General features: G+C 38.0%; 40 protein-coding genes. 34 read left to right on the top strand and 6 right to left on the bottom strand.

Annotated elements, in window-relative coordinates:
• Window positions 1-11: 11 nt before the first annotated feature.
• From fdx to rplQ, 31 genes are all read left to right on the top strand, one after another.
• On the top strand, window positions 12-350 hold the full coding sequence (gene fdx / locus J3U16_RS04000; protein WP_065562946.1) for an ISC system 2Fe-2S type ferredoxin: 339 nt from the start codon (window positions 12-14) through the stop codon (window positions 348-350).
• A 169-nt stretch (window positions 351-519) separates the two neighbouring features.
• Window positions 520-1,611: a PfkB family carbohydrate kinase gene (locus J3U16_RS03995; RefSeq protein ID WP_267342516.1), complete on the top strand. Its 1,092-nt coding sequence runs from the start codon at window positions 520-522 to the stop codon at window positions 1,609-1,611.
• The gene (locus tag J3U16_RS03990) at window positions 1,608-2,543 is read left to right on the top strand and encodes a pseudouridine-5'-phosphate glycosidase (protein ID WP_267342514.1); all 936 of its coding nucleotides are present in this window, start codon (window positions 1,608-1,610) and stop codon (window positions 2,541-2,543) included. Before J3U16_RS03995 ends, J3U16_RS03990 begins: the two co-directional genes overlap by 4 nt.
• A 366-nt stretch (window positions 2,544-2,909) precedes the next feature.
• Window positions 2,910-3,221: a 30S ribosomal protein S10 gene (gene rpsJ, locus J3U16_RS03985; RefSeq protein ID WP_006120582.1), complete on the top strand. Its 312-nt coding sequence runs from the start codon at window positions 2,910-2,912 to the stop codon at window positions 3,219-3,221.
• A gap of 31 nt (window positions 3,222-3,252) precedes the next feature.
• Window positions 3,253-3,879, top strand: coding sequence for a 50S ribosomal protein L3 (gene rplC / locus J3U16_RS03980; protein WP_034902384.1), 627 nt, complete (start codon window positions 3,253-3,255; stop codon window positions 3,877-3,879).
• Window positions 3,880-3,895: 16 nt separating this feature from the next.
• A complete protein-coding gene (gene rplD, locus J3U16_RS03975) occupies window positions 3,896-4,498 on the top strand; it encodes a 50S ribosomal protein L4 (RefSeq protein ID WP_065562944.1) in 603 nt (200 codons plus the stop codon).
• Complete coding sequence (gene rplW / locus J3U16_RS03970; protein ID WP_034885052.1) at window positions 4,495-4,797, top strand: 50S ribosomal protein L23; 303 nt, start codon at window positions 4,495-4,497, stop codon at window positions 4,795-4,797. The genes rplD and rplW overlap by 4 nt, the downstream gene beginning before the upstream one ends.
• 18 nt (window positions 4,798-4,815) lie before the next feature.
• Complete coding sequence (gene rplB / locus J3U16_RS03965) at window positions 4,816-5,640, top strand: 50S ribosomal protein L2 (protein WP_065562943.1); 825 nt, start codon at window positions 4,816-4,818, stop codon at window positions 5,638-5,640.
• Window positions 5,641-5,659: 19 nt separating this feature from the next.
• Window positions 5,660-5,938, top strand: a complete 279-nt coding sequence (gene rpsS, locus J3U16_RS03960; protein WP_024496505.1) for a 30S ribosomal protein S19 — start codon at window positions 5,660-5,662, stop codon at window positions 5,936-5,938.
• Between the two features lie 13 nt (window positions 5,939-5,951).
• The gene (rplV, locus tag J3U16_RS03955; RefSeq protein ID WP_034884235.1) at window positions 5,952-6,284 is read left to right on the top strand and encodes a 50S ribosomal protein L22; all 333 of its coding nucleotides are present in this window, start codon (window positions 5,952-5,954) and stop codon (window positions 6,282-6,284) included.
• Between the two features lie 14 nt (window positions 6,285-6,298).
• Complete coding sequence (rpsC, locus tag J3U16_RS03950; RefSeq protein WP_065562942.1) at window positions 6,299-7,036, top strand: 30S ribosomal protein S3; 738 nt, start codon at window positions 6,299-6,301, stop codon at window positions 7,034-7,036.
• A gap of 12 nt (window positions 7,037-7,048) precedes the next feature.
• Window positions 7,049-7,459, top strand: a complete 411-nt coding sequence (gene rplP, locus J3U16_RS03945) for a 50S ribosomal protein L16 (RefSeq protein ID WP_025314389.1) — start codon at window positions 7,049-7,051, stop codon at window positions 7,457-7,459.
• A complete protein-coding gene (gene rpmC / locus J3U16_RS03940; protein WP_034902373.1) occupies window positions 7,460-7,651 on the top strand; it encodes a 50S ribosomal protein L29 in 192 nt (63 codons plus the stop codon).
• A 1-nt stretch (window position 7,652) separates the two neighbouring features.
• Entirely contained in the window at window positions 7,653-7,913 is a 261-nt protein-coding gene (rpsQ, locus tag J3U16_RS03935; RefSeq protein ID WP_025314391.1) for a 30S ribosomal protein S17, read from the top strand.
• A 195-nt stretch (window positions 7,914-8,108) separates the two neighbouring features.
• A complete protein-coding gene (gene rplN / locus J3U16_RS03930; RefSeq protein WP_025314392.1) occupies window positions 8,109-8,480 on the top strand; it encodes a 50S ribosomal protein L14 in 372 nt (123 codons plus the stop codon).
• Between the two features lie 10 nt (window positions 8,481-8,490).
• A complete protein-coding gene (gene rplX, locus J3U16_RS03925; protein ID WP_034884230.1) occupies window positions 8,491-8,805 on the top strand; it encodes a 50S ribosomal protein L24 in 315 nt (104 codons plus the stop codon).
• Window positions 8,806-8,822: 17 nt separating this feature from the next.
• Window positions 8,823-9,362 (top strand): 50S ribosomal protein L5, encoded by a 540-nt coding sequence (rplE, locus tag J3U16_RS03920; RefSeq protein ID WP_025314394.1) that lies wholly within the window; start codon window positions 8,823-8,825, stop codon window positions 9,360-9,362.
• An 11-nt stretch (window positions 9,363-9,373) separates the two neighbouring features.
• Complete coding sequence (gene rpsN / locus J3U16_RS03915; protein ID WP_025314395.1) at window positions 9,374-9,679, top strand: 30S ribosomal protein S14; 306 nt, start codon at window positions 9,374-9,376, stop codon at window positions 9,677-9,679.
• Between the two features lie 17 nt (window positions 9,680-9,696).
• On the top strand, window positions 9,697-10,089 hold the full coding sequence (gene rpsH / locus J3U16_RS03910; protein ID WP_034884228.1) for a 30S ribosomal protein S8: 393 nt from the start codon (window positions 9,697-9,699) through the stop codon (window positions 10,087-10,089).
• Window positions 10,090-10,100: 11 nt separating this feature from the next.
• The gene (gene rplF, locus J3U16_RS03905; protein WP_065562941.1) at window positions 10,101-10,634 is read left to right on the top strand and encodes a 50S ribosomal protein L6; all 534 of its coding nucleotides are present in this window, start codon (window positions 10,101-10,103) and stop codon (window positions 10,632-10,634) included.
• 9 nt (window positions 10,635-10,643) lie between these two features.
• Complete coding sequence (gene rplR, locus J3U16_RS03900; RefSeq protein ID WP_025314398.1) at window positions 10,644-10,997, top strand: 50S ribosomal protein L18; 354 nt, start codon at window positions 10,644-10,646, stop codon at window positions 10,995-10,997.
• A gap of 14 nt (window positions 10,998-11,011) precedes the next feature.
• The gene (rpsE, locus tag J3U16_RS03895) at window positions 11,012-11,512 is read left to right on the top strand and encodes a 30S ribosomal protein S5 (RefSeq protein ID WP_025314399.1); all 501 of its coding nucleotides are present in this window, start codon (window positions 11,012-11,014) and stop codon (window positions 11,510-11,512) included.
• 6 nt (window positions 11,513-11,518) lie between these two features.
• Window positions 11,519-11,698 (top strand): 50S ribosomal protein L30, encoded by a 180-nt coding sequence (rpmD, locus tag J3U16_RS03890; protein WP_025314400.1) that lies wholly within the window; start codon window positions 11,519-11,521, stop codon window positions 11,696-11,698.
• A 5-nt stretch (window positions 11,699-11,703) separates the two neighbouring features.
• Complete coding sequence (gene rplO / locus J3U16_RS03885) at window positions 11,704-12,138, top strand: 50S ribosomal protein L15 (RefSeq protein WP_065562940.1); 435 nt, start codon at window positions 11,704-11,706, stop codon at window positions 12,136-12,138.
• Window positions 12,139-12,146: 8 nt separating this feature from the next.
• Window positions 12,147-13,484 (top strand): preprotein translocase subunit SecY, encoded by a 1,338-nt coding sequence (gene secY, locus J3U16_RS03880; protein ID WP_065562939.1) that lies wholly within the window; start codon window positions 12,147-12,149, stop codon window positions 13,482-13,484.
• Between the two features lie 26 nt (window positions 13,485-13,510).
• Window positions 13,511-13,624, top strand: coding sequence for a 50S ribosomal protein L36 (gene rpmJ / locus J3U16_RS03875; RefSeq protein ID WP_034884218.1), 114 nt, complete (start codon window positions 13,511-13,513; stop codon window positions 13,622-13,624).
• Window positions 13,625-13,795: 171 nt separating this feature from the next.
• Window positions 13,796-14,152, top strand: a complete 357-nt coding sequence (rpsM, locus tag J3U16_RS03870; protein ID WP_034884217.1) for a 30S ribosomal protein S13 — start codon at window positions 13,796-13,798, stop codon at window positions 14,150-14,152.
• Window positions 14,153-14,167: 15 nt separating this feature from the next.
• On the top strand, window positions 14,168-14,557 hold the full coding sequence (rpsK, locus tag J3U16_RS03865; protein ID WP_025314405.1) for a 30S ribosomal protein S11: 390 nt from the start codon (window positions 14,168-14,170) through the stop codon (window positions 14,555-14,557).
• Window positions 14,558-14,603: 46 nt separating this feature from the next.
• Window positions 14,604-15,224, top strand: a complete 621-nt coding sequence (gene rpsD, locus J3U16_RS03860; protein ID WP_065558591.1) for a 30S ribosomal protein S4 — start codon at window positions 14,604-14,606, stop codon at window positions 15,222-15,224.
• Window positions 15,225-15,249: 25 nt separating this feature from the next.
• A complete protein-coding gene (locus J3U16_RS03855; RefSeq protein ID WP_065562938.1) occupies window positions 15,250-16,239 on the top strand; it encodes a DNA-directed RNA polymerase subunit alpha in 990 nt (329 codons plus the stop codon).
• Between the two features lie 29 nt (window positions 16,240-16,268).
• Window positions 16,269-16,655: a 50S ribosomal protein L17 gene (rplQ, locus tag J3U16_RS03850; RefSeq protein ID WP_086362668.1), complete on the top strand. Its 387-nt coding sequence runs from the start codon at window positions 16,269-16,271 to the stop codon at window positions 16,653-16,655.
• Window positions 16,656-16,835: 180 nt separating this feature from the next.
• Here the strand turns inward: rplQ and J3U16_RS03845 are convergent, their stop codons facing one another.
• The 3 genes from J3U16_RS03845 to slyD form a co-directional block, all read right to left on the bottom strand.
• Window positions 16,836-17,039, bottom strand: coding sequence for a SlyX family protein (locus tag J3U16_RS03845; RefSeq protein WP_065734973.1), 204 nt, complete (start codon window positions 17,037-17,039; stop codon window positions 16,836-16,838).
• 48 nt (window positions 17,040-17,087) lie between these two features.
• Window positions 17,088-17,759, bottom strand: coding sequence for a RadC family protein (radC, locus tag J3U16_RS03840; protein ID WP_065562936.1), 672 nt, complete (start codon window positions 17,757-17,759; stop codon window positions 17,088-17,090).
• Window positions 17,760-17,918: 159 nt separating this feature from the next.
• Complete coding sequence (gene slyD, locus J3U16_RS03835; RefSeq protein ID WP_065562935.1) at window positions 17,919-18,485, bottom strand: peptidylprolyl isomerase; 567 nt, start codon at window positions 18,483-18,485, stop codon at window positions 17,919-17,921.
• A gap of 242 nt (window positions 18,486-18,727) precedes the next feature.
• On the opposite strand from slyD, the gene ppnP reads away from it, so the two are divergent.
• Entirely contained in the window at window positions 18,728-19,018 is a 291-nt protein-coding gene (ppnP, locus tag J3U16_RS03830) for a pyrimidine/purine nucleoside phosphorylase (RefSeq protein ID WP_065562934.1), read from the top strand.
• A 105-nt stretch (window positions 19,019-19,123) separates the two neighbouring features.
• On the opposite strand, the gene fabI is transcribed toward ppnP, so the two are convergent.
• Complete coding sequence (gene fabI, locus J3U16_RS03825; RefSeq protein WP_065562933.1) at window positions 19,124-19,912, bottom strand: enoyl-ACP reductase FabI; 789 nt, start codon at window positions 19,910-19,912, stop codon at window positions 19,124-19,126.
• 189 nt (window positions 19,913-20,101) lie between these two features.
• Between fabI and tehB the strand changes: the two genes are divergently transcribed.
• Complete coding sequence (gene tehB / locus J3U16_RS03820) at window positions 20,102-20,971, top strand: SAM-dependent methyltransferase TehB (RefSeq protein ID WP_267330552.1); 870 nt, start codon at window positions 20,102-20,104, stop codon at window positions 20,969-20,971.
• A 34-nt stretch (window positions 20,972-21,005) separates the two neighbouring features.
• On the opposite strand, the gene fmt is transcribed toward tehB, so the two are convergent.
• Window positions 21,006-21,965, bottom strand: coding sequence for a methionyl-tRNA formyltransferase (gene fmt / locus J3U16_RS03815; RefSeq protein ID WP_267330553.1), 960 nt, complete (start codon window positions 21,963-21,965; stop codon window positions 21,006-21,008).
• 253 nt (window positions 21,966-22,218) lie between these two features.
• Window positions 22,219-24,087, bottom strand: coding sequence for an SLC13 family permease (locus J3U16_RS03810; protein WP_065562930.1), 1,869 nt, complete (start codon window positions 24,085-24,087; stop codon window positions 22,219-22,221).
• Window positions 24,088-24,347: 260 nt separating this feature from the next.
• Here J3U16_RS03810 and J3U16_RS03805 point away from each other — a divergent pair, with 260 nt between their 5' ends.
• Window positions 24,348-26,069, top strand: coding sequence for a thiamine pyrophosphate-dependent enzyme (locus J3U16_RS03805; RefSeq protein ID WP_065562929.1), 1,722 nt, complete (start codon window positions 24,348-24,350; stop codon window positions 26,067-26,069).
• Window positions 26,070-26,109: the final 40 nt, after the last annotated feature.

Below are 26,109 nucleotides of genomic sequence, written 5' to 3'. Positions count from 1 at the left end.
ATGAGATTATTATGCCAAAAATTACCTTTTTACCAAATGCTGATCTTTGTCCTGAAGGAAAAACTGTTGAGGCAGAAGAAGGCGAATCTATTTTAGAAGTTGCTTTGCGCAATGACATTGAAATTGAACATGCTTGTGAGATGTCTTGTGCTTGTTCAACTTGCCACTGTATAGTTCGAAAAGGATTTGATTCACTTGAAGAGAGTGATGAACAAGAAGATGACATGCTCGATAAAGCTTGGGGCGTTGAGCCTCATAGTCGTTTAAGTTGTCAAGCTCGAGTGACCGACGAAGATCTTGAAGTCGAAATTCCAAGATATAGCCTAAATCACGCCAAAGAAGATCATTAATTAGTCGCCTTTATGGCGACGTGATTTCCTCAAAAACCCCGCTCCTCAACTTTTTTAATTGTGATAGTTATCACATTTTATCAATCTAGTTTATTTGTTTGCTTTTAACCTTTTCATAATTCTGTTATTGTCAGAGACTAAACATGTGCTTAAAAATAGACAGGTGTTTATGAATAAAAGAGAAAAACAGATCCTCACGATTATTCGCAACGATCCTTTCATCCAACAGCATGTTATTGCTGATATGTTAGGCATTACCCGTTCTAGTGTGGCAGGTTATATTATGACGCTGACTCAAAAAGGCTATATAAAAGGAAAAGGGTATCTTTTATCGGAGAATAATCATGTTGTTGTCGTTGGTTCATGTAATATGGATGTGACCGGCTATTCAAATAAGCAATTAGTTTATGAAGATTCCAATCCCGGTAAAATTCGTTGTACACCTGGCGGTGTGGGGCGAAATATTGCTGAAAATTTAGCGCTATTAGGGCTTGATACCTACCTTGTTTCAATGATAGGTGATGATTTTTATGGTGCGCAACTTATCGAACATACTCGAAAGTCAGGCGTTAATATGGATCATTGCCATGTGATAAAAGGGGATCGTACTTCGACCTATCTTTCTTTACTTGATCAGTCAGGTGAAATGGTGATAGCTATTAATGATATGGATATTATTAATAAGTTAAACCCAAGTTTATTAAATGAATCAAAACAGTTAATTCAACATGCTAAATTACTGGTTATTGACTGTAATTTGCAACAAGAAGCTCTGACATGGCTGTTTAGTAATGCTGGTTCTATTCCGATTTTTGTTGATACTGTTTCAGCATTTAAATCCCATAAAATCAAAGATTGGTTATCATATATTCATACCTTAAAACCAAATCGTTTAGAGGCGGAAATTTTAAGTGGAATAAAAATCGAAACCAATGATGATATTCCTAAAGTAGTTGACTGGTTCCATCAGCAAGGTGTACAGCGAATTGCGATTAGTGCTGGTGCTGATGGTGTTTACTATAGTGAAATCGATGGTGATCGTGGTTGGTCCGCGCCAATTCCTACCGACATTGTTAGCGTAACCGGTGCTGGTGATGCGATGCTGGCTGGGCTTGTACAAGGTTATTTGGATGGACTGAATTTTTATCAAAGTGTGAAATTTGGTCAAGCCTGTTCATCATTAACATTATCATCAGAATTTACTAATAATCCTAATTTATCAATTAATTGTGTTCAAAATATTTTGGAGTCCCTTTCATGAACAATATGTCTAAGTATAATCAATATCTTGATATTTCGCCTGAAGTCAAACGAGCGCTTGAAAATAATCAACCTGTCGTTGCTTTAGAATCTACTATTATTTCACATGGTATGCCTTATCCACAAAATGTGGAAACAGCATTAAAAGTGGAAGAAATAGTCAGAAAAAATGGCGCAATTCCTGCAACGATTGCGGTAATTAACGGTCGATTAAAAGCTGGGTTATCAAAAGAAGAGATCACCATTCTTGGTAAAGAAGGATTAAATGTAACAAAAGTAAGTCGTCGTGATTTACCAGTTGTTGTAGCCAATAAACAAAATGGTGCGACAACCGTTGCAGCTACAATGATTATTGCTGAATTAGCGGGTATTCGAGTTTTTGCAACCGGCGGGCTTGGTGGCGTTCATCGTGGCGCTGAGCATACCTTTGATATTTCAGCCGATCTTCAAGAACTCGCTAATACAAGTGTCGCTGTAGTTTGTGCTGGTGCTAAATCAATTTTAGATTTAGGTTTAACGATGGAATATCTTGAAACATTTGGTGTACCTGTGGTTGGTTATCAAACAGAAAAACTGCCATCGTTCTTTAGCCGAACTAGTCCGTTTGATGTTAGCGTAAAACTAGATAGCGCTAAACAGATTGCTGACATGATTAAAGTAAAATGGGATTTAGGTTTAAATGGTGGAGTTGTGGTTGCAAATCCTATCCCGACACAATATGCAATGGATGAAGCGTTAATTACGGCAGCAATTGAAAAGGCATTAAAAGAATCAGTTGAGCAAGGAATTAAAGGTAAAGAGACTACCCCATTCTTGTTAGCGAAGGTGGTTGAGTTAACTGGTGGTGATAGCTTAGAAGCAAATATCAATCTTGTTTTTAATAATGCAAAATTAGCATCTGAAATCGCGATGAGTTATTGCAATATTAAATAAAAAAGATGTATTGAGGCGCATTTTGATAGTCAGACTTGAGTGACTGATAGCGACATAAATATGTCAAAAAACCCCGTTCCTCAACTTTTTTGATAGCTATTAATGATCATATTTTCTCTATCTGTATGATAATTAATACTTGATGTTGATTAACTAACGGGGTATAATCCCGCCACTTTGTTTATTGTCTTTATGTAAGCAAATGAGTAAAAAGATATAATCTTTATGTAAAAATATTGAATTATATCAACAATATTCCCGATTTGGGAATTACGAAAAAGAACGGATTACACTCTCCTGTCAATCGAAACAGGGCAAGAGGAGTAATCTTTTGTTATAACTTTTAAATAGTGGAGCTCTGGTCTCATGTCGAACCAAAGAATCCGTATTCGGTTAAAAGCGTTTGATCATCGTTTGATTGATCAATCAACTGCTGAAATTGTAGAAACTGCGAAGCGCACAGGCGCACAAGTTCGTGGTCCTATTCCATTACCGACACGCAAAGAACGTTTCACCGTATTGATTTCTCCGCACGTAAATAAAGATGCGCGTGATCAATATGAGATTCGTACTCACAAACGTCTAGTTGATATCGTTGAGCCAACTGAAAAAACAGTTGATGCTTTAATGCGTCTAGACCTTGCTGCCGGTGTTGATGTGCAGATCAGTTTAGGTTAATCCTAAGCTGAATGATTGAGAGGTCTAAACAATGATTGGTTTAATCGGTCGTAAAGTAGGAATGACACGAATCTTCACCGAAGAGGGTGTTTCTATTCCTGTCACCGTAGTTGAAGTTCAAAGCAACCGCGTTACTCAAGTTAAAACGCTTGAGAATGATGGTTATCAAGCTATTCAGGTTACTACTGGCAGCAAAAAAGCAAGCCGCGTAAATAAACCTGAAGCAGGTCATTTCGCTAAGGCTGGCGTTGAAGCTGGTCGTGGTCTATGGGAATTCCGTTTTGAAGAAGGCGAATATACTGTAGGTCAAAGCATTAACGTTGATATTTTTACAGACGTTAAAAAAGTTGATGTTACTGGAACATCTAAAGGTAAAGGTTTTGCTGGCGTAACTAAACGTTGGAATTTCCGTACTCAAGATGCAACACATGGTAACTCTTTGGCACACCGTGGTCATGGCTCTATTGGTCAAAACCAAACTCCAGGTAAAGTGTTCAAAGGTCGTAAAATGGCAGGTCACCTAGGTAATGAACGTGTAACTGTTCAAAACTTAGATATTGTGCGTGTTGATGCAGAACGTAACCTTTTATTAATTAAAGGTGCAGTACCAGGCGCAATCAATAGTGACGTAATTGTTAAACCGGCAATCAAGGCTTAACGTCGAGGAGATAGAGATGGAATTAGTAGTAAAAGACGCGCAAGCGCTTTCTGTTTCCGAAACTACCTTCGGACGTGAGTTTAATGAAGCGTTAGTTCACCAAGTAGTTGTTGCTTATGCATCTGCTGCTCGTCAAGGCTCTCGCGCACAAAAAACTCGTGCAGAAATCGCTGGTTCAGGCAAAAAACCATGGCGTCAAAAAGGCACTGGTCGTGCTCGTTCAGGTTCTATTAAGAGCCCAATCTGGCGTAGTGGTGGTGTAACATTTGCAGCAAAACCACAAGATCATAGCCAAAAAGTTAACCGTAAAATGTATCGTGGTGCATTAAAGAGTATTTTCTCTGAATTAGTGCGTCAAGAACGTTTAATCGTGGTTGAAACATTTACTGTTGAAGCACCTAAGACTAAATTATTAACTCAGAAATTAAATGATATGAACTTAAATGATGTTCTAATCATTACCTCTGAAGTTGATGAAAATCTTTTCTTAGCAGCACGTAACTTATATAAAGTTGATGTGCGTGATGTGGCAGGTATTGATCCAGTTAGTTTGATTGCATTTGACAAAGTGGTTATCACTGTTGATGCCGTTAAACAAGTAGAGGAGATGTTAGCATGATTCGTGAAGAGCGTCTGCTTAAAGTCCTGCGAGCACCACATGTTTCTGAAAAAGCATCTATTTCAATGGAAAAAACAAATACATTAGTATTGAAAGTTGCTAAAGATGCTACTAAGAGAGAGATTAAAGCCGCAGTTGAACAACTATTTGAAGTTAAAGTAGATGACGTAAATACTCTTGTTGTTAAAGGCAAAGTAAAACGTCGTGGTCAACAAATCGGTCGCCGTAGCGACTGGAAAAAAGCTTACGTTACTTTAGCAGAAGGTCAAAACTTAGACCTTGCTGGCGTCGCTGAGTAATTCGGAGGAGTAAGAACAATGGCAGTTGTTAAGTGTAAACCTACATCTCCGGGTCGTCGCCACGTTGTTAAAGTGGTTAACCCAGAGTTGCATAAAGGTAAGCCTTATGCACCGTTGCTTGATTCAAAAAGCAAAACTGGTGGTCGCAATAATAATGGTCGTATCACTACCCGTCATATCGGTGGTGGTCATAAACAACATTATCGTATTGTCGACTTTAAGCGTAATAAAGATGGTATTCCAGCAGTTGTTGAACGTTTGGAATATGATCCGAACCGTAGTGCAAATATTGCATTGGTTCTATATAAAGACGGTGAACGTCGTTATATTTTAGCGCCTAAAGGCTTAAAAGCAGGTGATCAGATCCAATCTGGTGTTGATGCATCAATTAAAACAGGTAACTGTTTACCGATGCGCAATATTCCAGTCGGTTCTACCGTGCATAATATTGAAATGAAACCAGGTAAAGGCGGACAACTTGCTCGCTCTGCTGGTAGTTATGTTCAAATCGTTGCTCGTGATGGTGCTTATGTAACATTACGTCTACGTTCAGGTGAAATGCGTAAAGTATTATCTGATTGCCGCGCCACTATTGGTGAAGTGGGTAATTCAGAACATATGCTTCGCGTATTAGGTAAAGCGGGTGCTTCGCGTTGGCGTGGTGTTCGTCCTACTGTTCGTGGTACAGCAATGAACCCGGTAGACCATCCACATGGTGGTGGTGAAGGTCGTAACTTTGGTAAACATCCTGTGTCTCCATGGGGTCAAAAAGCCAAAGGATTGAAAACGCGTAGCAACAAACGTACTGATAAGTATATTGTTCGCCGTCGCAATAAGAAATAATTAATATAGAGGATTAGCTATGCCACGTTCTCTCAAGAAGGGTCCTTTTATTGACCTACACTTGCTGAAGAAGGTAGAGAAAGCGGTGGAAAGCGGGGACAAGAAACCAATTCGTACTTGGTCCCGTCGTTCAACGATCTTTCCTAACATGATCGGTTTGACCATCGCTGTCCATAATGGTCGTCAGCACGTTCCAGTTTATGTTTCCGACGAAATGGTTGGTCATAAATTGGGTGAATTCGCGCCGACTCGTACTTATCGCGGCCACGCTGCGGATAAGAAAGCTAAGAAGAAATAAGTAGGAGAAAGAGATGGAAACAATTGCAAAGTACCGCCACGCTCGTTCTTCTGCACAAAAAGTTCGCTTAGTTGCAGATCTTGTTCGCGGTAAAAAAGTGTCTCAGGCACTTGATATTTTAACGTACACCAATAAAAAAGCGGCTGTACTAGTTAAAAAAGTATTAGAGTCTGCTATTGCTAATGCAGAGCATAACGATGGTGCTGATATTGATGATCTGAAAGTCGCGAAAATTTTCGTAGACGAAGGCCCAACCATGAAGCGTATTATGCCTCGTGCAAAAGGTCGTGCAGATCGAATTTTGAAGCGTACGAGTCACATCACCGTGATCGTCTCTGATCGCTAGGCTGGAGAATAGCAATGGGTCAAAAAGTAAATCCAAATGGTATCCGACTAGGCATCGTCAAGCCTTGGACATCTACATGGTATTCGGGTACAAAGACATTCGCTGATAATTTAGAAAGTGATTTTAGAGTGCGTGAATTCTTAAATAAAGAATTAGCACAAGCATCTATCTCTAAAATTGTGATCGACCGTTCAGCAGAAACTAACGTTCGCATTACTATTCACACTGCTCGTCCAGGTATTGTGATTGGTAAAAAAGGTGAGGACGTTGAAAAATTACGTAATGCCGTAGCTTCTATTGTCAATAAATACAAAGACAAAAGAGAGAAACGTGATGTTGCAGTACAAATTAATATTGCTGAAGTTCGTAAACCAGAACTTGACGCTAAATTAGTTGCTGACAGTATTACCTCTCAGTTAGAACGCCGTGTTATGTTCCGTCGTGCTATGAAACGTGCGGTTCAAAACGCAATGAAAGCGGGTGCTAAAGGTATCAAAGTTGAAGTAAGTGGTCGTTTAGGCGGCGCTGAAATCGCTCGTAGTGAATGGTATCGTGAAGGTCGTGTGCCTCTACATACTCTACGTGCTGATATCGATTATGGTACATCTGAAGCATTAACTACCTATGGTATTATTGGTGTTAAAGTGTGGATCTTCAAAGGTGAGATCCTTGGTGGTATGGCTGCCGTTGAACAAGCAGAAAAACAACCTGCTGCTCAACCGAAAAAGCAGCGCAAAGGCCGAAAACAATAAGGAGCGTCGCTGATGTTACAACCAAAGCGTACAAAATTCCGTAAAGTGCACAAGGGCCGCAATCGTGGTCTTGCTGTAAGTACTGACGTTAGTTTCGGTACATTCGGTCTTAAGGCTGTGGGTCGTGGTCGTTTGACTGCGCGCCAGATCGAAGCGGCACGTCGTGCAATGACTCGTGCAGTTAAGCGTCAAGGTAAAATCTGGATTCGAGTTTTCCCTGATAAACCAATTACTGAAAAACCACTTGAAGTGCGTATGGGTAAAGGTAAGGGTAACGTTGAATACTGGGTTGCTCAGATTCAACCAGGTAAAGTCCTTTATGAAATGGACGGTGTACCGGAAGAAGTTGCTCGTGAAGCATTTGCGTTGGCAGCTGCAAAACTGCCAATTAAAACCACCTTTGTGATTAAGACGGTGATGTAAATGAAAGCAAAAGAGCTACGCGAAAAAAGCGTTGAAGAGTTAAATACTGAACTTCTTAATTTATTACGTGAGCAATTTAACTTACGTATGCAATTAGCTGGGGGTCAGTTAACACAAACTCATATGTTAAAACAAGTGCGTCGTAATATTGCACGAGTTAAAACGTTATTAACTGAGAAGGCGGGTGCGTAATATGACTACTGAAGTAAAAATTCGTACTCAGCAAGGTCGTGTTATTAGCGACAAAATGGATAAATCTATTACTGTAGCTATTGAACGTAAAGTGAAGCATCCGTTATATGGTAAGTTCATTAAACGTACGACTAAATTGCATGTACATGATGAAAACAACGAGTGTGGTATTGGTGATACTGTTGAAATTAAAGAGTGTCGTCCATTATCAAAAACCAAATCTTGGACTCTTGTTCGAATCGTTGAAAAAGCAGTTAGTTAATCTTTTTTGATTAAAAACTGTACATAATTTAATAAACGGCTCATCGGCCGTTTATTTTATGCTATCCATTTTATTTGAGTGGTGTTATACTATGCGCCCTCACATATGTGGGTTTTTGGTTGTCTATTCTTATCCATGGTAGTTGAGGTGGATGAAGGTAGATTAGACAATAATTAATTTATACGGAGCATTAAAATGATCCAAGAACAGACTAGGCTCGATGTTGCTGATAACTCTGGCGCACGTAGCGTAATGTGTATCAAGGTTCTCGGTGGATCGCATCGTCGTTATGCAGCTGTCGGTGATATCATCAAAGTTACCATTAAAGAAGCAATTCCACGTGGTAAAGTGAAAAAAGGTGATGTACTTAAAGCTGTCGTCGTGCGCACTAGAAAAGGTGTTCGTCGTCCTGATGGATCTGTCATTCGTTTCGATCGCAATGCTTGTGTTATTTTAAATAATAACAGTGAGCAACCGATTGGTACGCGTATTTTTGGACCGGTCACTCGTGAACTTCGTTCTGAGAAGTTTATGAAGATCATTTCATTAGCACCAGAAGTACTGTAAGGAGCGGGTAATGGCAGCTAAAATCCGTCGAGAAGATGAAGTTATCGTGTTAGCCGGTAAAGATAAAGGTAAACGCGGTAAAGTAAAAAGTGTTTTGTCTACTGGTAAAGTGATTGTTGAAGGTATTAATTTGGTGAAAAAACACCAAAAACCAGTACCTGCATTAAATCAAGAAGGTGGAATTGTTGAGAAAGAAGCGCCAATTAACGTTTCTAACGTAGCAATTTTTAACCAAGATACAGGCAAAGCAGATCGCGTAGGCTTTCGTTTTGAAGATGGAAAAAAAGTCCGTTTTTATAAGTCTACTAATAAATTAATCAATTAAGTAATTTGGAGTGTACGATGGCGAAACTGCATGATTACTACAAAGCACAGGTAGTAAATAAACTGCAAGAACAGTTTGGCTACAAATCTGTCATGCAAGTCCCTCGGATCGAAAAGATCACCTTGAATATGGGTGTGGGTGAAGCAATTACTGATAAGAAATTATTAGATAATGCGGTTGCTGATTTAGCAGCAATCAGTGGTCAAAAACCACTTGTCACTAAAGCACGCAAATCAGTTGCTGGTTTTAAAATCCGTCAAGGGTATCCTATTGGTTGTAAGGTCACTTTACGTGGCGAACGTATGTGGGAATTTTTTGAACGTCTAGTTTATATTGCTCTTCCTCGTACTCGAGATTTTCGTGGCTTAAGCGCAAAATCTTTCGATGGTCGTGGTAACTATAGCATGGGTGTTCGTGAACAAATCGTTTTCCCTGAAATCGATTATGATAAAGTTGATCGTGTTCGTGGTTTAGATATTACTATCACAACTACTGCACAATCTGATGAAGAAGGCCGAGCTTTATTATCTGCCTTTAACTTCCCATTTCGTAAGTAAGGTAGGGCATAATGGCTAAACAATCAATGATTGAACGCGATAAGAAACGCGTAAAGCTAGCAGAAAAATATTTTGCAAAGCGTCAAGAATTAAAAGCGATTATCTCTGATCTTAATGCATCAGATGAAGATCGTTGGAATGCAGTGCTTAAATTGCAAACGCTTCCTCGTGATTCTAGTCCATCACGTCAACGTCGTCGTTGTCGTCAAACCGGTCGTCCTCATGGCGTCCTTCGTAAATTTGGTTTAAGCCGTATTAAGGTTCGTGAGTCAGCCATGCGTGGTGAGATTCCTGGTCTTAAAAAGGCAAGTTGGTAATCAGGGGAGTGTTATAGATGAGCATGCAAGATCCTATAGCAGATATGTTGACCCGTATTCGTAACGGTCAAGCTGCGAATAAAGTTGCAGTCACCATGCCTTCCTCTAAGCTAAAAGTGGCAATTGCCAATGTGCTAAAAGAAGAAGGTTATATCGGGGACTATAAAGTAGTTGGTGACACTAAACCAGAATTGGAAATCACTTTAAAATATTTCCAAGGTAAGGCTGTTGTAGAAAGTATTAAACGTGTTAGCCGTCCAGGTTTACGTATTTATAAACGTAAAGATGAATTACCAAAAGTAATGGCTGGATTAGGTATTGCAGTTATTTCTACTTCTAAAGGTGTTATGACTGATCGTGCAGCACGCCAAGCTGGTCTTGGTGGTGAAATTATCTGCTACGTAGCGTAAGGGAGAAAAAAATGTCTCGTGTTGCAAAAGCACCTGTCGTTGTTCCTGCTGGCGTAGAGGTAAAACTCAATGGTCAGGTAATTACGATTAAAGGTAAAAATGGCGAGTTATCTCGCACAATAAATAATGCTGTTGTAATTAATCAAGAAGAAGGTCAAATTAAATTTGCACCTCGTGACGGTTTTGCTGATGCTTGGGCTCAAGCAGGTACAGCTCGTGCATTGATTAATGCAATGGTAATTGGTGTTACTGAAGGTTTTACTAAAAAACTTCAGCTAGTTGGTGTCGGTTATCGTGCACAAGTTAAAGGTAATGCAATTGGTTTATCTCTTGGATATTCACATCCAATTGAACATCAATTACCTAAAGGTGTAACAGCTGAATGTCCTTCTCAAACTGAAATCGTACTAAAAAGTGCTGATAAACAGTTAATCGGACAAGTGGCAGCAGATATCCGTGCTTATCGTCGTCCTGAACCTTATAAAGGTAAAGGTGTTCGTTACGCAGATGAAGTTGTGCGTACTAAAGAAGCTAAGAAAAAGTAAGGTAACACTATGGATAAGAAATCAGCTCGTATCCGTCGTGCAACTAAAGCGCGTCGTAAGATGCATGAACTACTTGCAACTCGCTTAGTAGTTCACCGTACTCCGCGTCATATTTATGCGCAGATTATCGCACCAAACGGATCAGAAGTACTGGCAGCCGCTTCTACATTAGAAAAAGCTATCAGTGAAAGTTTAAAATACACTGGAAACAAAGATGCAGCAGCAGCAGTTGGTAAAGCAATTGCAGAGCGTGCATTAGCGAAAGATATCAAAGAAGTTTCTTTTGATCGTTCAGGTTTCCAATATCATGGTCGAGTTCAGGCGCTAGCAGATGCTGCTCGCGAAGCTGGCCTACAGTTCTAAGGTAGGAGTTAAAGATGTCAAACATCGAAAAACAAGCTGGTGAACTGCAGGAAAAATTAATCGCAGTTAACCGAGTCTCTAAAACCGTAAAAGGTGGTCGTATTTTTAGTTTTTCTGCACTAACTGTTGTTGGTGACGGTAATGGCCGCGTAGGTTTTGGATATGGTAAAGCACGTGAAGTGCCAGCAGCAATCCAAAAAGCAATGGAAAAAGCACGTCGCAATATGATCAATGTTGCGTTAAACAACGATACTTTACAGCATCCAGTTAAAGGTGCTCACACAGGTTCTCGTGTTTATATGCAACCAGCATCAGAAGGTACTGGTATTATCGCCGGTGGTGCGATGCGTGCTGTATTAGAAGTTGCTGGTGTTCGTAACGTTCTAGCTAAAGCATATGGTTCTACAAACCCAATTAACGTGGTTCGTGCAACGATTGATGGCTTAGAAAATATGAAATCTCCAGAAATGGTTGCTGCTAAGCGTGGTAAAACCGTCGAAGAAATTTTGGGGTAATTAGCCATGGCAAAGACAATTAAAATTACACAAACTCGTAGTTCTATTGGTCGTCTACCGAAGCATAAAGCAACGTTAGTTGGTTTAGGATTACGTCGTATTGGTCATACTGTTGAACGTGAAGATACACCTGCAATTCGCGGTATGGTAAACCAAGTTTATTACATGGTTAAAGTTGAGGAGTAATAGTAATGCGTTTAAATACTTTATCTCCTGCTGAAGGTTCAAAGCATGCACCTAAGCGCGTAGGCCGTGGAATCGGTTCAGGGCTTGGTAAAACTGGTACTCGTGGTATCAAAGGTCAAAAATCTCGTTCAGGTGGCGGCGTTCGTCGTGGCTTTGAAGGTGGTCAAATGCCTTTATATCGTCGTTTACCAAAATTTGGTTTTACCTCACGTAAAGCTATGGTAACAGCACAAGTTCGTCTTTCAGATTTAATGAAAGTTGAAGGTGATATTGTTGACCTAAATAGCTTAAAAGTTGCTAATGTGATTAATTCACAAATCGAATATGCAAAAATCATGTTATCTGGTGAAATTTCTAAACCAGTAACAGTTCGTGGTATTCGAGTAACTAAAGGTGCTAAAGCTGCAATTGAAGCTGCTGGCGGAAAAATTGAGGAATAATTAGAAAGATGGCAAAGCAACCAGGATTAGATTTTCAAAGCACACGAGGCGGTAGTAGTGAGCTTAAAAGACGTTTATTATTTGTGCTTTTAGCGCTTATTGTTTTCCGTCTTGGTTCTTACGTTCCGGTTCCTGGTGTTGATACTAAAGCGTTATCGGACTTACTACAAGCATCATCTAATGGTATTGTTGGTATGTTCAATATGTTCTCTGGTGGTGCTTTAAGCCGTGCTTCAATATTTGCTTTAGGGATAATGCCTTATATTTCTGCATCAATCATTGTGCAGTTATTGACATCAATTAATCCTAAATTAGCTGAATTGAAGAAAGAAGGTGAATCAGGTCGTAAGAAAATTAGCCAATATACTCGTTATGGCACACTAGCTTTAGCGATTGTACAAGCAGTCGGTATTGCGACTGGTTTACCGAATATTCCTGGTTATAGTCAAGTTGTGATTAATCCAGGATTTTCTTTCTATTTTATTGCATCGGTTAGCTTAGTTACTGGCACTATGTTTCTTATGTGGTTGGGTGAACAGATCACAGAGCGCGGTGTAGGTAATGGTATTTCTATCATTATCTTTGCTGGTATTGTGGCAAGTCTTCCTCATGCGATATATGAAACAATTGAACAAGCTCGTTCTGGTGATTTGCATCCGATTTTATTATTAGTAATCGCTGCATTAGTGGTTGGTGTGACTTACTTTGTCGTTTTTGTTGAACGTGGTCAACGACGTATTGTCGTTAATTACGCTCAAAGACAACAAGGTCGTCGTGTGTATGCCGCACAAAGCACGCATTTACCTCTTAAAATTAATATGGCAGGTGTAATTCCAGCAATATTTGCTTCAACAATTATTATGTTACCATCAATGATGGCTTCTTGGTTTCAAGGAAATGGTGAAGGATGGAGATATATCTTTGTTCTTATTGGGCAATATTTCTCTCATGATCAACCGTTATACATAATCTTTTTTGCAGCTGCGATTATTTTCTTCTGTTTCTTCTATACCGCATTGGTTTTCAATCCGAGAGAAACAGCAGATCAGTTAAAAAAATCTGGTGCATTTATTCCAGGTATCCGTCCAGGTGAACAAACATCGAAGTATATTGATAAAGTAATGACACGTTTAACGCTAATTGGCGCTATCTACATTACTTTTGTATGTTTGGTACCAATGTTTATGACAAGTGCGATGAAAGTTCCAGTTCAATTTGGTGGAACATCTTTATTAATTGTAGTTGTTGTAATCATGGATTTTATGGCACAAGTACAGACTTTAATGATGCCAAATCGTTATGAGTCAGTGTTAAAGAAAGCGAACCTTAAAGGCTACGGCCGATAAGTTAGCCAGAAGTTACGGAGAAAAACATGAAAGTTCGTGCTTCAGTCAAGAAATTATGCAGAAATTGTAAAATCATCAAACGCAATGGCATCGTTCGTGTTATTTGCATTGAAGGTAAACACAAACAACGTCAAGGTTAATATTATTTAACTGCGAAATTGAACTTTTGCATATTTTACTTGCCAAAGTATAGTAAAGCTGGCTAGAATAGCCAGCCTAAAATTTTTTTGTAGATCCGCCGTTTGAGTATCCTGAAAACGGGCTTTTCAGTATGGTGGATTTGCTGAACATTAACAATAAAGGAGTGCATAGTGGCCCGTATAGCAGGCATTAACATTCCTGATCAACAACATACTGTTATTGCGTTACAAGCAATTTATGGTATCGGTAATACCCGCGCTAAGACAATTTGTGCTGAAGCTGGTATTCCTGAACATGTTAAGATCAGAGAACTATCTGAAGATCAGATTGAAAAGTTACGTGAACAAGTCGCTAAATTCACTGTTGAAGGTGATTTACGTCGTGAAGTAACTATGAGTATCAAGCGTTTATTAGACCTTGGTTGTTATCGTGGTGTGCGTCATCGTCGTGGACTTCCTGTCCGTGGTCAACGCACTAAGACTAACGCTCGTACCCGTAAGGGACCGCGTAAGCCAATCAAGAAATAATTGAGGTGATAATAAATGGCAAAGACACCTGTTCGTACACGTAAACGTGTTAAAAAGCAAGTTTCTGATGGTATAGCTCATATTCATGCATCATTTAACAATACAATCGTAACAATTACCGATCGTCAAGGTAATGCGTTGGGTTGGGCAACCGCTGGTGGTTCTGGTTTCCGTGGCTCTCGTAAGTCAACTCCGTTCGCAGCTCAAGTAGCAGCAGAGCGTTGTGCAGAAGCCGTAAAAGACTACGGAATTAAGAATCTAGAAGTTATGGTAAAAGGACCTGGTCCTGGTCGTGAGTCAACAATTCGTGCATTAAATGCAGCGGGTTATCGCATCACTAATATTACTGATGTTACTCCGATTCCTCATAACGGTTGTCGTCCACCAAAGAAACGTCGTGTTTAATTTTTTATTAAACATTGAATGTTTATAGGATTATTGGAGAAAAAAAATGGCAAGATATTTGGGACCAAAGCTCAAATTAAGTCGTCGTGAAGGTACAGATTTATTCCTTAAGTCTGGCGTCCGAGCGGTTGACAGTAAATGTAAGTTAGAACAAGCTCCTGGACAACATGGTGCGCGTAAACCGCGTTTATCAGATTATGGTGTTCAGTTACGCGAAAAACAAAAAGTTAGACGTATTTATGGAATTCTAGAACGTCAATTCCGTAATTACTACAAAAATGCAGCACGTATTAAAGGTAATACAGGTGAAAACTTGTTAGGTCTTTTAGAACGTCGCTTAGATAACGTTGTTTATCGTATGGGATTCGGTGCAACTCGTGCTGAAGCTCGTCAATTAGTTAGTCATAAAGCTGTTCTTGTTAATGGTCACGTTGTTAACATCGCATCTTATCAAGTTTCACCTGAAGATGTGATTAGTGTTCGTGAAAAATCTAAAAAACAAGCACGTATTAAAGCCGCTTTAGAGTTAGCTGAACAACGTGAAAAACCAACATGGTTAGAAGTTGATGCTAGCAAAATGGAAGGTGTGTTCAAACGCTTACCAGAACGTTCAGATTTATCTGCTGACATCAACGAACATTTGATCGTCGAACTTTACTCTAAGTAAAGTTTAGCACTTAAGAGAGGACATAATGCAGGGTTCTGTAACAGAGTTTTTAAAACCTCACCTAGTTGACGTTGTTCAATACAGCCCAACTCATGCAAAAGTGACTTTAGAGCCACTTGAGCGTGGTTTTGGACATACTTTAGGTAATGCACTACGCCGCATTTTATTATCATCTATGCCGGGATATGCAGTGACCGAAGTTGAAATTGACGGTGTTCTGCATGAGTATAGTACTAAAGAAGGCGTTCAAGAAGATGTGCTTGATATTCTGCTTAATTTGAAAAAATTAGCAGTACGTGTACATACTAAAGATGATGTTATGCTGACTTTAAATAAATCAGGGGTAGGTGCGGTAACTGCATCAGATATCACTCACGATGGTGATGTTGAAATTGTAAATCCTGATTTAGTAATTTGTCATCTTACTGATGCCAATGCTTCAATTAGTATGCGTATTCGTGTACAACGAGGACGTGGTTATGTCCCTGCTTCTGCTCGCGTTAAGTCAGAAGATGAAGAGCGACCGATTGGTCGTCTATTAGTTGATGCATGTTATAGCCCAGTCGAGCGTATCGCTTATTCTGTCGATGCGGCTCGTGTGGAACAACGTACCGATTTAGATAAATTAGTTATTGATATGGAAACTAATGGTACGATTGATCCTGAAGAGGCTATTCGTCGTGCTTCAACTATTTTGGCTGAACAACTTGAAGCTTTCGTTGATTTACGTGATGTACGTCAACCTGAAGTTAAAGAAGATAAACCGGAATTTGATCCGATTCTTCTACGTCCAGTAGATGATCTCGAATTAACTGTTCGGTCTGCTAATTGCTTAAAAGCAGAAGCAGTTCATTATATTGGTGATTTAGTACAACGTACCGAAGTTGAGTTACTTAAAACCCCTAATCTTGGTAAGAAATCACTTACTGAAATTAAGGATGTGCTCGCATCTCGTGGTTTGTCTTTAGGCATGCGTCTTGAGAACTGGCCACCAGCAAGTATTGTTGAAGACTAAAATAAAATTTATATAAGAAGGATAAAGTTATGCGCCATCGTAAAAGTGGTCGTCAACTGAACCGAAATAGCAGCCATCGTCAAGCAATGTTTCGTAACATGACTAGTTCACTTGTTGAACATGAAATCATCAAAACTACATTGCCTAAAGCAAAAGAGTTGCGTCGTGTTGTTGAACCGTTAATTACGCTAGCCAAAAGCGATAGCGTAGCTAATCGCCGTTTGGCTTTTGCTCGTATCCGTGATAAAGATACAGTGAAAAAATTATTTTCAGATTTAGGCCCACGTTTTGCTACCCGTCCTGGCGGTTATGTACGCATTTTAAAATGTGGTTTCCGTGATGGAGATAATGCTCCAATGGCTTATATTGAATTAGTTGATCGCCCTGCTGTAGAAGCAGAAGTTGCAGCTGAATAAATAATTAAAGCTTAAAATTAAAACCGGCTAATGAGCCGGTTTTTTATTAGCTAATTATTATAGATTTAACTACCAAAGTTTAATATAAGTACCAGCAATTTTAAGCGGGATGGCAAATGATATAGCCACCATTTTGTCCGTAATTAGTAGGAATTCTTCAAAACATTTTAATGCTATAAGTTAATAATGTGGAGGCGGAGTTTCTTCTGATAAACTTGCTATGTTCGATGTTTGGGTTGCTTGTAATTTTTGTGATAATAACGTTAATTGTTCTTTAAGTTTGCTGATATCGGCCTGTAGATTAACCACCATTTGATTTAATTCTTCAATGGTCATCTCTTGAAATGCAACTTTTGTTTCTAATAATTCCAATTGTTGGTTCATAGTCTGTTACTTAATGGCTATTTAATTTTATATTGTAAGTAAAAGTTATTATAAAATCCATCCTCGTTCCGCAAAAGAGACGTATTCACCTTTACCAATGACGAGATGATCGATAACACGGACATCAATTAATTCACAAACTTGTTCGATTTTTTTAGTTAATGCACGATCAGCTTGACTTGGTTCAGCTAAGCCTGAAGGATGGTTATGTGCTAAAATTAATGCTGCCGCATTGTATTGCAAGGCTTTTCTAGCGACTTCTCTAGGGTGAACCTCAACGCAGTTGTATGTTCCTACAAACATCTCCTCACAATTAATCACGTGATTCTGGTTATCTAGAAAAATAACCATAAAAATTTCACGATCTTTATCCATTAAACGATTAGCTAGATAATGATGAGTTAAAGTAGGTGATGTAAGATAATTTTCTTTGGTCATTTTAACTTTTAAATAACGATGAGATAGTTCAACCACCGCTTTCAATTGAGTGTATTTAGCTGTTCCCAAACCTTCTTTTTTACAAAATTCATCATGACTTGCATTCATTAAATGGTAAAAGGAACCGAATTCATTTAATAATTTTTGAGATAACGTTAATACTGGTAAATTACGAGTTCCCGTACGTAAAAAAAGAGCAAGTAATTCAGCATCTGACAGCGCTTCAACACCAAATTGTAATAATTTTTCTCGTGGCATCAAGAGTCTGCATTGTGTTGACATAATAATGGTATTCCCATTTTTTTAAAATGAGATTATTGATTAATTTTTATAAATTGATAACGAAACAGATGAAAAGTTGTGAAATGGTTCGCAAAGATCGAGACTATTTTACAAAAAAAGCGCTAATCAGCGCTTTTAAAATTCTATTTTATTTAAATATTAGTGACATCCGCAACTGCCGTTTCCACCGCCACAACAACCGCTTTCTTCATCATCGTCATGATCATCGTGACCACCACAACCACAGCCACCATGTCCATGATCGTGTGCACCATGAATATGACCATGAGATATCTCATCAGGTGTCGCTTCACGAATAGCAAGCACTTCAACATTAAAATTTAAGTCTTGGCCAGCTAACATATGGTTACCATCAATAGTAACGGTATCGCCATCAATAGCCGTGATTTCAACGGGTAAAGAACCTTGGTCAGTATCAGCAAAAAAACGCATACCAACTTCGAGGTCATCAACTCCAACAAAAACATCACGCGGTACATTTTGTACCAATGCATCGTTAAAATCACCATAAGGGTTAACTAATTCCACATCAAATTTATCACCAACTTGATGGCCTTCTAACGCATTTTCAAGGTCTTGTAATAAGTTTCCTGCACCTTGTAAATATTCAAGTGGCGCAGCTGCTGTAGCTTCATCAACTAACACGCCATCTTTTGTACGAACTTTATATGCTAAACTTACAACTGTATTTTTTGCTATTTTCATGTTTTCTCCAACAAACTGTTACTGAGCAAATAATGTTAAATTTTAACGGAAAAAAACGCTTCTGTATGCTATTTTCTTTGTAATTTAGGAAGTTTTAATAATATCTTAGTTATTGATGCGATTTTGGTTTAAAAAATAACTTTTAACTAATAAATAATCGTTGGATAGCTAATTGAAATCAATTAAGCTGATAATAATAAGTTTAATAAAATTTATAAAAAAAGTTGAGGAGAGGGGTTTTTATGTTAGAAATTAATGATTATTTTGATGGAAAAGTGAAGTCTATAGGTTTTGAAAATGGCTCAACGGGTAAAGCCTCTGTTGGTGTGATGATGCCTGGCGAATATGTTTTTAGTACCAATAATCCAGAAGAAATGACAGTGATAACTGGTTCGCTCAAAGTTTTATTACCTACTGCAACTGATTGGCAAATTTTTGAAGCCGGGCAGATTTTTCATGTCGCCAAAGAGAGTCAATTTGATGTGCAAGTCAGCGAGACAACAGTTTATTTGTGTCGTTACTTAGCAAAATAGGCATTCATATTAAATCTAAGAAAGCTTAATCATTGATAGATTTACTTTTATGCAATAAAAAAGGCTAATTTTACAATTAGCCTTTCATTAAAATATTCTACTATATTACTTAAGTTCTAATTCATTCATCGCTGCGATGCTAAAGCCACCATCAACATGAATGACTTCACCTGTAATACCTGACGATAAATTTGAACATAAGAATGCAGCTGAATTACCTACGTCTTCAATGGTTACTGTACGACGAATAGGGGTTACTGATTCACAATGTGATAACATCTTTTTGAAATCTTTAATTCCTGATGCAGCTAAAGTACGAATAGGGCCAGCAGAAATTGCATTTACACGAATACCTTCAGGTCCCATTGCATTTGCCATATAACGTACATTTGCTTCTAAAGATGCTTTAGCAAGACCCATAACGTTATAATTAGGAATTGCACGTTCAGCGCCTAAATAAGAAAGAGTGACTAATGCTGAGTCAGGATTTAGCATTGAACGACAAGCTTTAGCCATAGCAACAAAGCTATAAGAGCTAATATCATGTGCGATGGCAAAACCTTCACGAGTTACCGCATTAACATAATCACCATCTAATTGATCACCAGGAGCGAAGGCAATTGCATGAACAAAACCATCGAATTTATCCCAAGTTTTAGCTAGCTCTGTAAATAATGTTGTGATGCTTTCATCATGCGCAACATCACAAGGTAAAACGATTTTAGAATTAAAATCAGCAGCAAACTCTTCAACACGGCCTTTTAATTTTTCGCTTTGATAAGTAAAAGCTAATTCTGCGCCTTCACGGTGCATCGCTTTTGCAATACCGTAAGCAATAGAACGATTACTTGCAACGCCGGTAACCAGTATGCGTTTACCTGTTAAAAATCCCATAAATTGTTCCTCTAATATTTTTTACTATATATTCTAGAATGCTGATGATTATATGTTGATATAGTTAACTTCGCTACTATAAATTTATTTTTCCTTATTTAATCGTCATTTTATTTCTAAAAATAAGTTGTTTATTTGTTTAATACTTGACTATAATACTCAACTATTAGATGACATTGTTGGTACTTCATGATGAAAGATAAAGATTTAGTTTGCTATAAAACGTTACCTGTTTGGGATGCAAAAACTTTACCCGATTTGTTTCGTGAAAAACATAATACACAACTAGGTACTTGGGCAAAATTAAACATTATAAAAGGTTATATCAATTTTGATATGTTAACCGAGCAAGGCGATATCGTTTCTCAATATGTTTTTGATGTTGAGCATCAGCCTCCATTTATTGAGCCTCAGCAATGGCATCGAATAGCTCAAGTTTCAGATGATTTGCAGTGCCAGTTGGCTTTTTATTGTCAACCTGAGGATTATAGCCAGAAAAAATATCAGATGACTAAAACCCATTCTGACGTGTTGGAAGTCTGTCAAATCATTCAGGCCGGAAAAGCACTAGATTTAGGTTGTGGTTCAGGCCGTAATTCACTCTATCTACAGCTACTTGGTTTTGATGTTGATGCCGTTGATAAGTCAGAAATGAGTATTAGTAATTTACAAGAAATTATTGCAAACGATCATTTATCGGATATCAATGCATCTATTTATGATATTAATCAGGCTAATTTAAAAGGTAACTACGATTTAATTATTTCAACTGTTGTAATGATGTTTTTACAACCAGATAGAATTCCCGATATCATTCATAATATGCAAAACATAACTAAAACGGGTGGTTATAATTTAATTGTTTGCGCTATGTCAACTGATGATTTTCCTTGCACTGTAGGATTTTCGTTTACGTTTAAAGAGAATGAGTTACTTAATTATTATCAAAATTGGGACATCCTAAAATACAATGAAGATGTTGGCGAACTGCATAAAACGGATATCCATGGCAACCGAATAAAGCTCCGCTTTGCGACGTTGTTAGCCAAAAAACGATAATATTACAGGAATTTATCCTGTAATATCTTTTTAACTATTTCCCCAGTATCTTACCTACTTCAAACCATGCTTTGCGAGAGTTCAATAGATCTTGAGCAGACATTGGTTTTTTACCAGCAGGTTGTAAAAGTGTCATATTTAATGCGCCATCACTTGTTGCAATACATATTCCTTTTTTATCTGCTTGTAAAATAGTGCCAACAGGTCGATTGTGGGATGTTTTTATCACTTCTGCTTGCCATACCTTTACTGGCTCGCCATTAACGTCAAAATAACTAACAGGCCAAGGATTAAAGGCGCGAATGCAACGTTCCAGTTGCTGTGCCGATAGGTTCCAATCAAGTTTAGCTTCTTGTTTAGATAATTTTTCAGCGTAAGTGACCTGTGATGGATCTTGTTTTTCAGGTTGGATTTTTCCTTCGGTAATTAGTGTTAAGGTATCAAGTAGTCCTTCTGGACCTAATTGCGCCAATTTGTTATATAACGTTGCACTGGTATCAGAAGGTTCAATTGGACAGGTGAGTTTATATAACATATCACCCGTATCAAGCCCTGCATCCATTTGCATAATTGTGATACCGGTTAAAGTATCACCAGCCCAACAAGCGCGTTGAATAGGAGCTGCGCCTCGCCATCTTGGTAATAATGAACCATGCACATTTAAACAACCTAGTTTAGGCATATCAAGCACAGCTTGCGGTAAAATAAGACCATATGCTACCACAATCATAATGTCGGCATTGAGCTCAGCAATGATTTTCTGATTTTCTTCAGTTTTGAGTGTAGCAGGTTGATAAACAGGAAGATGATTTTCGATTGCTAATTGTTTAACCGGACTTGCAGTTAACTTATTGCCACGTCCAGCAGGGCGATCGGGCTGAGTAAAAACTGCAATAACATTATGTTTAGCATCAATTAATGCTTTTAAATGGGTAGCAGCAAAATCAGGCGTACCAGCAAAAATAATCTTTAGGGGATTTGTTGTGTGTGACATGCGTAATATATCCATAATCAAAATATGACAGATATTATACTTTAAATTGACCTAATAATCCTTAATCACATCACTGTACTCATAATGGATATCATATGTATACCGAGTAAAGGTGGTTATAGCGTTAAGTAATCTTGAATCATAGCGAAATCTCATAATAGCTGATGAAAAGTTTATGGATAAAATAATAGTAAAAATCCACAAACAACTTAGCAACCTTATATTTAACCAATTAATTATGTTTTTATTTTACTTAAAATGGAAAAAATATTGGTACCAACGCTATATCAACTAACATAACCAAAAAGGTTAACGGCACACCAACTTTAACAAAATCACTAAAGCTATATCCACCAGGTGCAACAACCATTGTTTTTACAGGTGATGAAACAGGTGTAATAAACGATGCAGATGTCGCAATAGCAACGGTCATAGCAAATGGATAGGGTGAATATCCAAATTTTATTGCTAAATCAATCGCAATTGGTGCAATTAAAATTGCGGTTGCGGTATTAGAAATAAACAATCCTACCGTTGAGCATAATAAAAAGATAAAAGTTAACACCATGTAAGGGCCAAATGAACGTAAGTGGATTTCAAGCCATTGTGATATGAGCGAAATCCCTCCCGTCTTATTTAACGCTACCGCGAAAGGCATCATACCAATAATGAGAATTAATGTTGGCCAATGAATTGATTTATAAGCATTTGCCATATCAATACAGCGGGTGGCACCCATTAATAAACAAGCAATCAGTGCAGCAACAACATTTGGGACAATACCTGTCACCATTAAAATAATCATTACCGCTAGATTAAATAGTGCGATAAAAGCCTGAGAGCTTGCTGGTGCAACATCATCAATGTCTGATGGGTAATCAAGTACCACAAAATCACTAGTCCGAGTTTGTAGTTTTTGTATAGATCCCCAGTCTCCGCATACCAAAAGTGTATCGCTCATTTCTAGTCGTTCTTGGAATAGGTTATTGGTTTCAACTGGTGCATGGTTTCGCCAGATTCCAATAACGGTCAGAAAATATTTTTCCCTAAAATCAATTTCATTAAGAGTCTTTCCACATAATGATGATTCAGGCAGCAATGCAACTTCAGCCATACCGACTTCTTTGACTTGTTCTGAAAAATATTCACCACGTAATACTTTTGGTTCAAGATTGTTAGTGGTTAGAAATGTGCGATAGTCAGCTTCGGAATGAGACATGTCCAATAAAAGAATATCGTTTTCTCTAAATTCAGTACTACCATTTACAGGGATGAGCACTTTTTGGAATTTTCGCCAACGTTCAATACCAATTACATTTACACCATGCTCAGTACGTAAATGTAATCCATCAATGGTTCGCCCAACAAAAGGAGAACCAGCAAGAATTTGTGCGCGGTGAGCTCGGCCAATTAATTTATAATCTCTAATTAAATCGGTAATTTTACGTCTTTGAGGTAAACTATTGTTAGCGGTGACTTGGTCCGCTGTAAGTAACCAATTGCGTGTTAATAAACAATAAATCACACCAACAACTAATACGCCAAGGCCTATTGGCGTAATTGAAAAGAAGCCAAACTCGGTTAATGCAGCTCGGCTAAGTTCACTATTTACTACAAGGTTTGGAGCTGTTGCGACAAGAGTCATCATGCCACTAATTAATGCTGCAATACACAGTGGCATCATCAATTTTTTTACATGGATACCTGTATGGTTAGCAATACTGATAGCAACAGGAATAAAGATTGCAACTACACCAGTTGAGCTCATAACCGAACCCAGTAGAGCTACACCTAACATAATAAAGGTAATAATTCGAATATCATTTTTACCTGCTGCTTTTAAGATATATTCACTCATTTTGTAAGAGATACCCGTTCTTACTAAACTTTCACCGATTACGAATAACAGTGCAATGAGGATAATATTGGGATCGCTAAATCCCGCAAGCGCTTCAGCCGGAGTTAATACACCCGTGACGGTAATTGCAGTTATCGTCAATAACGCAATAATATCCATTCTTAATTTACTGAATGAAAACAATAAAATCGCAATAAAAAGTAACAAACAAACAGTAATGAGTGGGTAATATTCGATTATATAATTAGGTAAAAGAGCAGACATTGATGATAAAAAACTATGTCCAGATGACGAATGTTCCACAAAAGGTAGCTCATGAAGTTGATTATATTTTTGACATAATACCTTGATTTATTGTAATAGGGAATATCTTGAAGTAAAGATTCTTAAGTATCAACTATGGTTAAAATGACATTTTTAACATTTTTTGCTGTTTTATTTTTAAGCTCTTCGCATTCATAAAACTTAGGTGTAATTTAGTCAACTTGATGCGTTTAATTTTAAAACCATATTTAGGAGTCAATATGTCATCAAAAAAGTCTGTTGCGGAAATTATTATTGAAGTGTTATCTCAAGCGGGGGTTAAACATTGTTATGGTATTGTTGGAGATACCTTAAATCAAATTACGTCTGCTATCAAAAAAAGTGATATTGAATGGGTACATGTTCGTCATGAAGAAGTGGGTGCTTTTGCTGCAGGAGCTGAAGCTTATCTTACCGATCAAATAACCGCTTGTGCTGGTTCTTGTGGACCAGGAAGCCTACATTTTATAAATGGTATTTATGAAGCACAACGCAATAAAGTACCATTGGTTTTACTGGCTAGCCAGTTAGTTACCTCTCAACAAGGAACTGATTTTCCGCAAGAGGTTGATTTTGAATCTATTTATAAAAACTGTTCTGTCTTTTGTCAGCAAATTTCGGATCCAACACAAGCGCGACGAATTACTACAGCAGCTGTACAAGCGGCAATAAATCAACGAGGTGTTGCTGTTATAGTTATTCCTTATAATATAAGTTTAGTCAAAGTTGAAGATAATAGTGGACATAAAATTTTTCACCCGAAACCAGTAATTCGGCCATCTGATGAAGAGCTAGCACAAATCTCAGAAATTCTAAATAAAAACAGTAAAGTGGCAATATTTGCAGGTCATGGAGTATCAGAAGCTCATGATGAATTAGTTGCGTTAGCAAAAAAATTAAAGTCACCAATTGTTCATACTTCAAGAGCTAAAGATTTCGTCGAATATGATAATCCGTATAACGTTGGTATGACAGGGATGTTTGGTATGGAGTCTGGCGCAACGGCGATAAAAGAGTGTGATGTGCTTTTGATGTTTGGTGTTGATTTTGCGTGGTCACAATTTTATCCAGATGACGCAACAATTATTCAGGTAGATATCGATGCAACTCATCTAGGTCATCGCCATAGTGTAGATATTGGTGTTGTAGGTGCAAGTAAACCAACCCTAGCCGCTTTATTGCCATTAGTTAATGAAAAAGCAGACAGTGCATTTTTAGATAAATGTCGTGAATTACACACTAAAGCAATTGATAAATTAGGTAAGAAAGCGATACCATCAAAAACGGTTATTCACCCTCAATATTTAACCGAATTGATTGATAAATATGCCAATGATGATGCCGTACTATGTGCAGATGTTGGTTCTGCTATGGTTTGGGCTTGCCGTCATTTTTCAACCAATGGTAAAAGACGGACAGTTATTAGTTTAAAACATGGCACTATGGCCAATGCGATGCCACAAGCATTAGGTGTACAAAAAGCTTTTCCTAATCGTCAAGTCATTACCTTATCAGGAGATGGTGGTATTAGTATGTTGTTAGGCGATTTGTTAACCACAATTCAAGAAAACCTGCCAATCAAAGTTGTTGTACTTAATAATAGCTCACTTAACTTTGTTGAATTGGAACAAAAATCAGAAGGGCTTGTCGATCACTATACTGATTTAAAAAATCCTGATTTTGCTAAAGTAGCTGAAGCGATGGGATTATTTGCTATTCGTGTCGATAGTTCAGATTTGCTTGAAGCCGCAGTGCAATCATTTTTAGCTCACCCTGGACCTGCATTATTAGATGTTAAGACAAACGAATATGAATTAGTTATGCCGCCTGAAATTCATACTTCACAAGTAATGGGAATGGCGCTTTATAGTGTAAAGGCATCATTGAGTGGCAAAATGAAAGATGTGGTTAATTTGTTGGTTGATAATTTTGTAAAAAAATAGACTAAGCAATAGATAAAAAAAGTTGAGGAACGGGGTTTTT

This window comes from Gilliamella sp. B3023 (assembly GCF_026536845.1).
GTDB lineage: Bacteria > Pseudomonadota > Gammaproteobacteria > Enterobacterales > Orbaceae > Gilliamella > Gilliamella apicola_E.
This window is presented reverse-complemented; position numbering and strand designations above follow the sequence as displayed.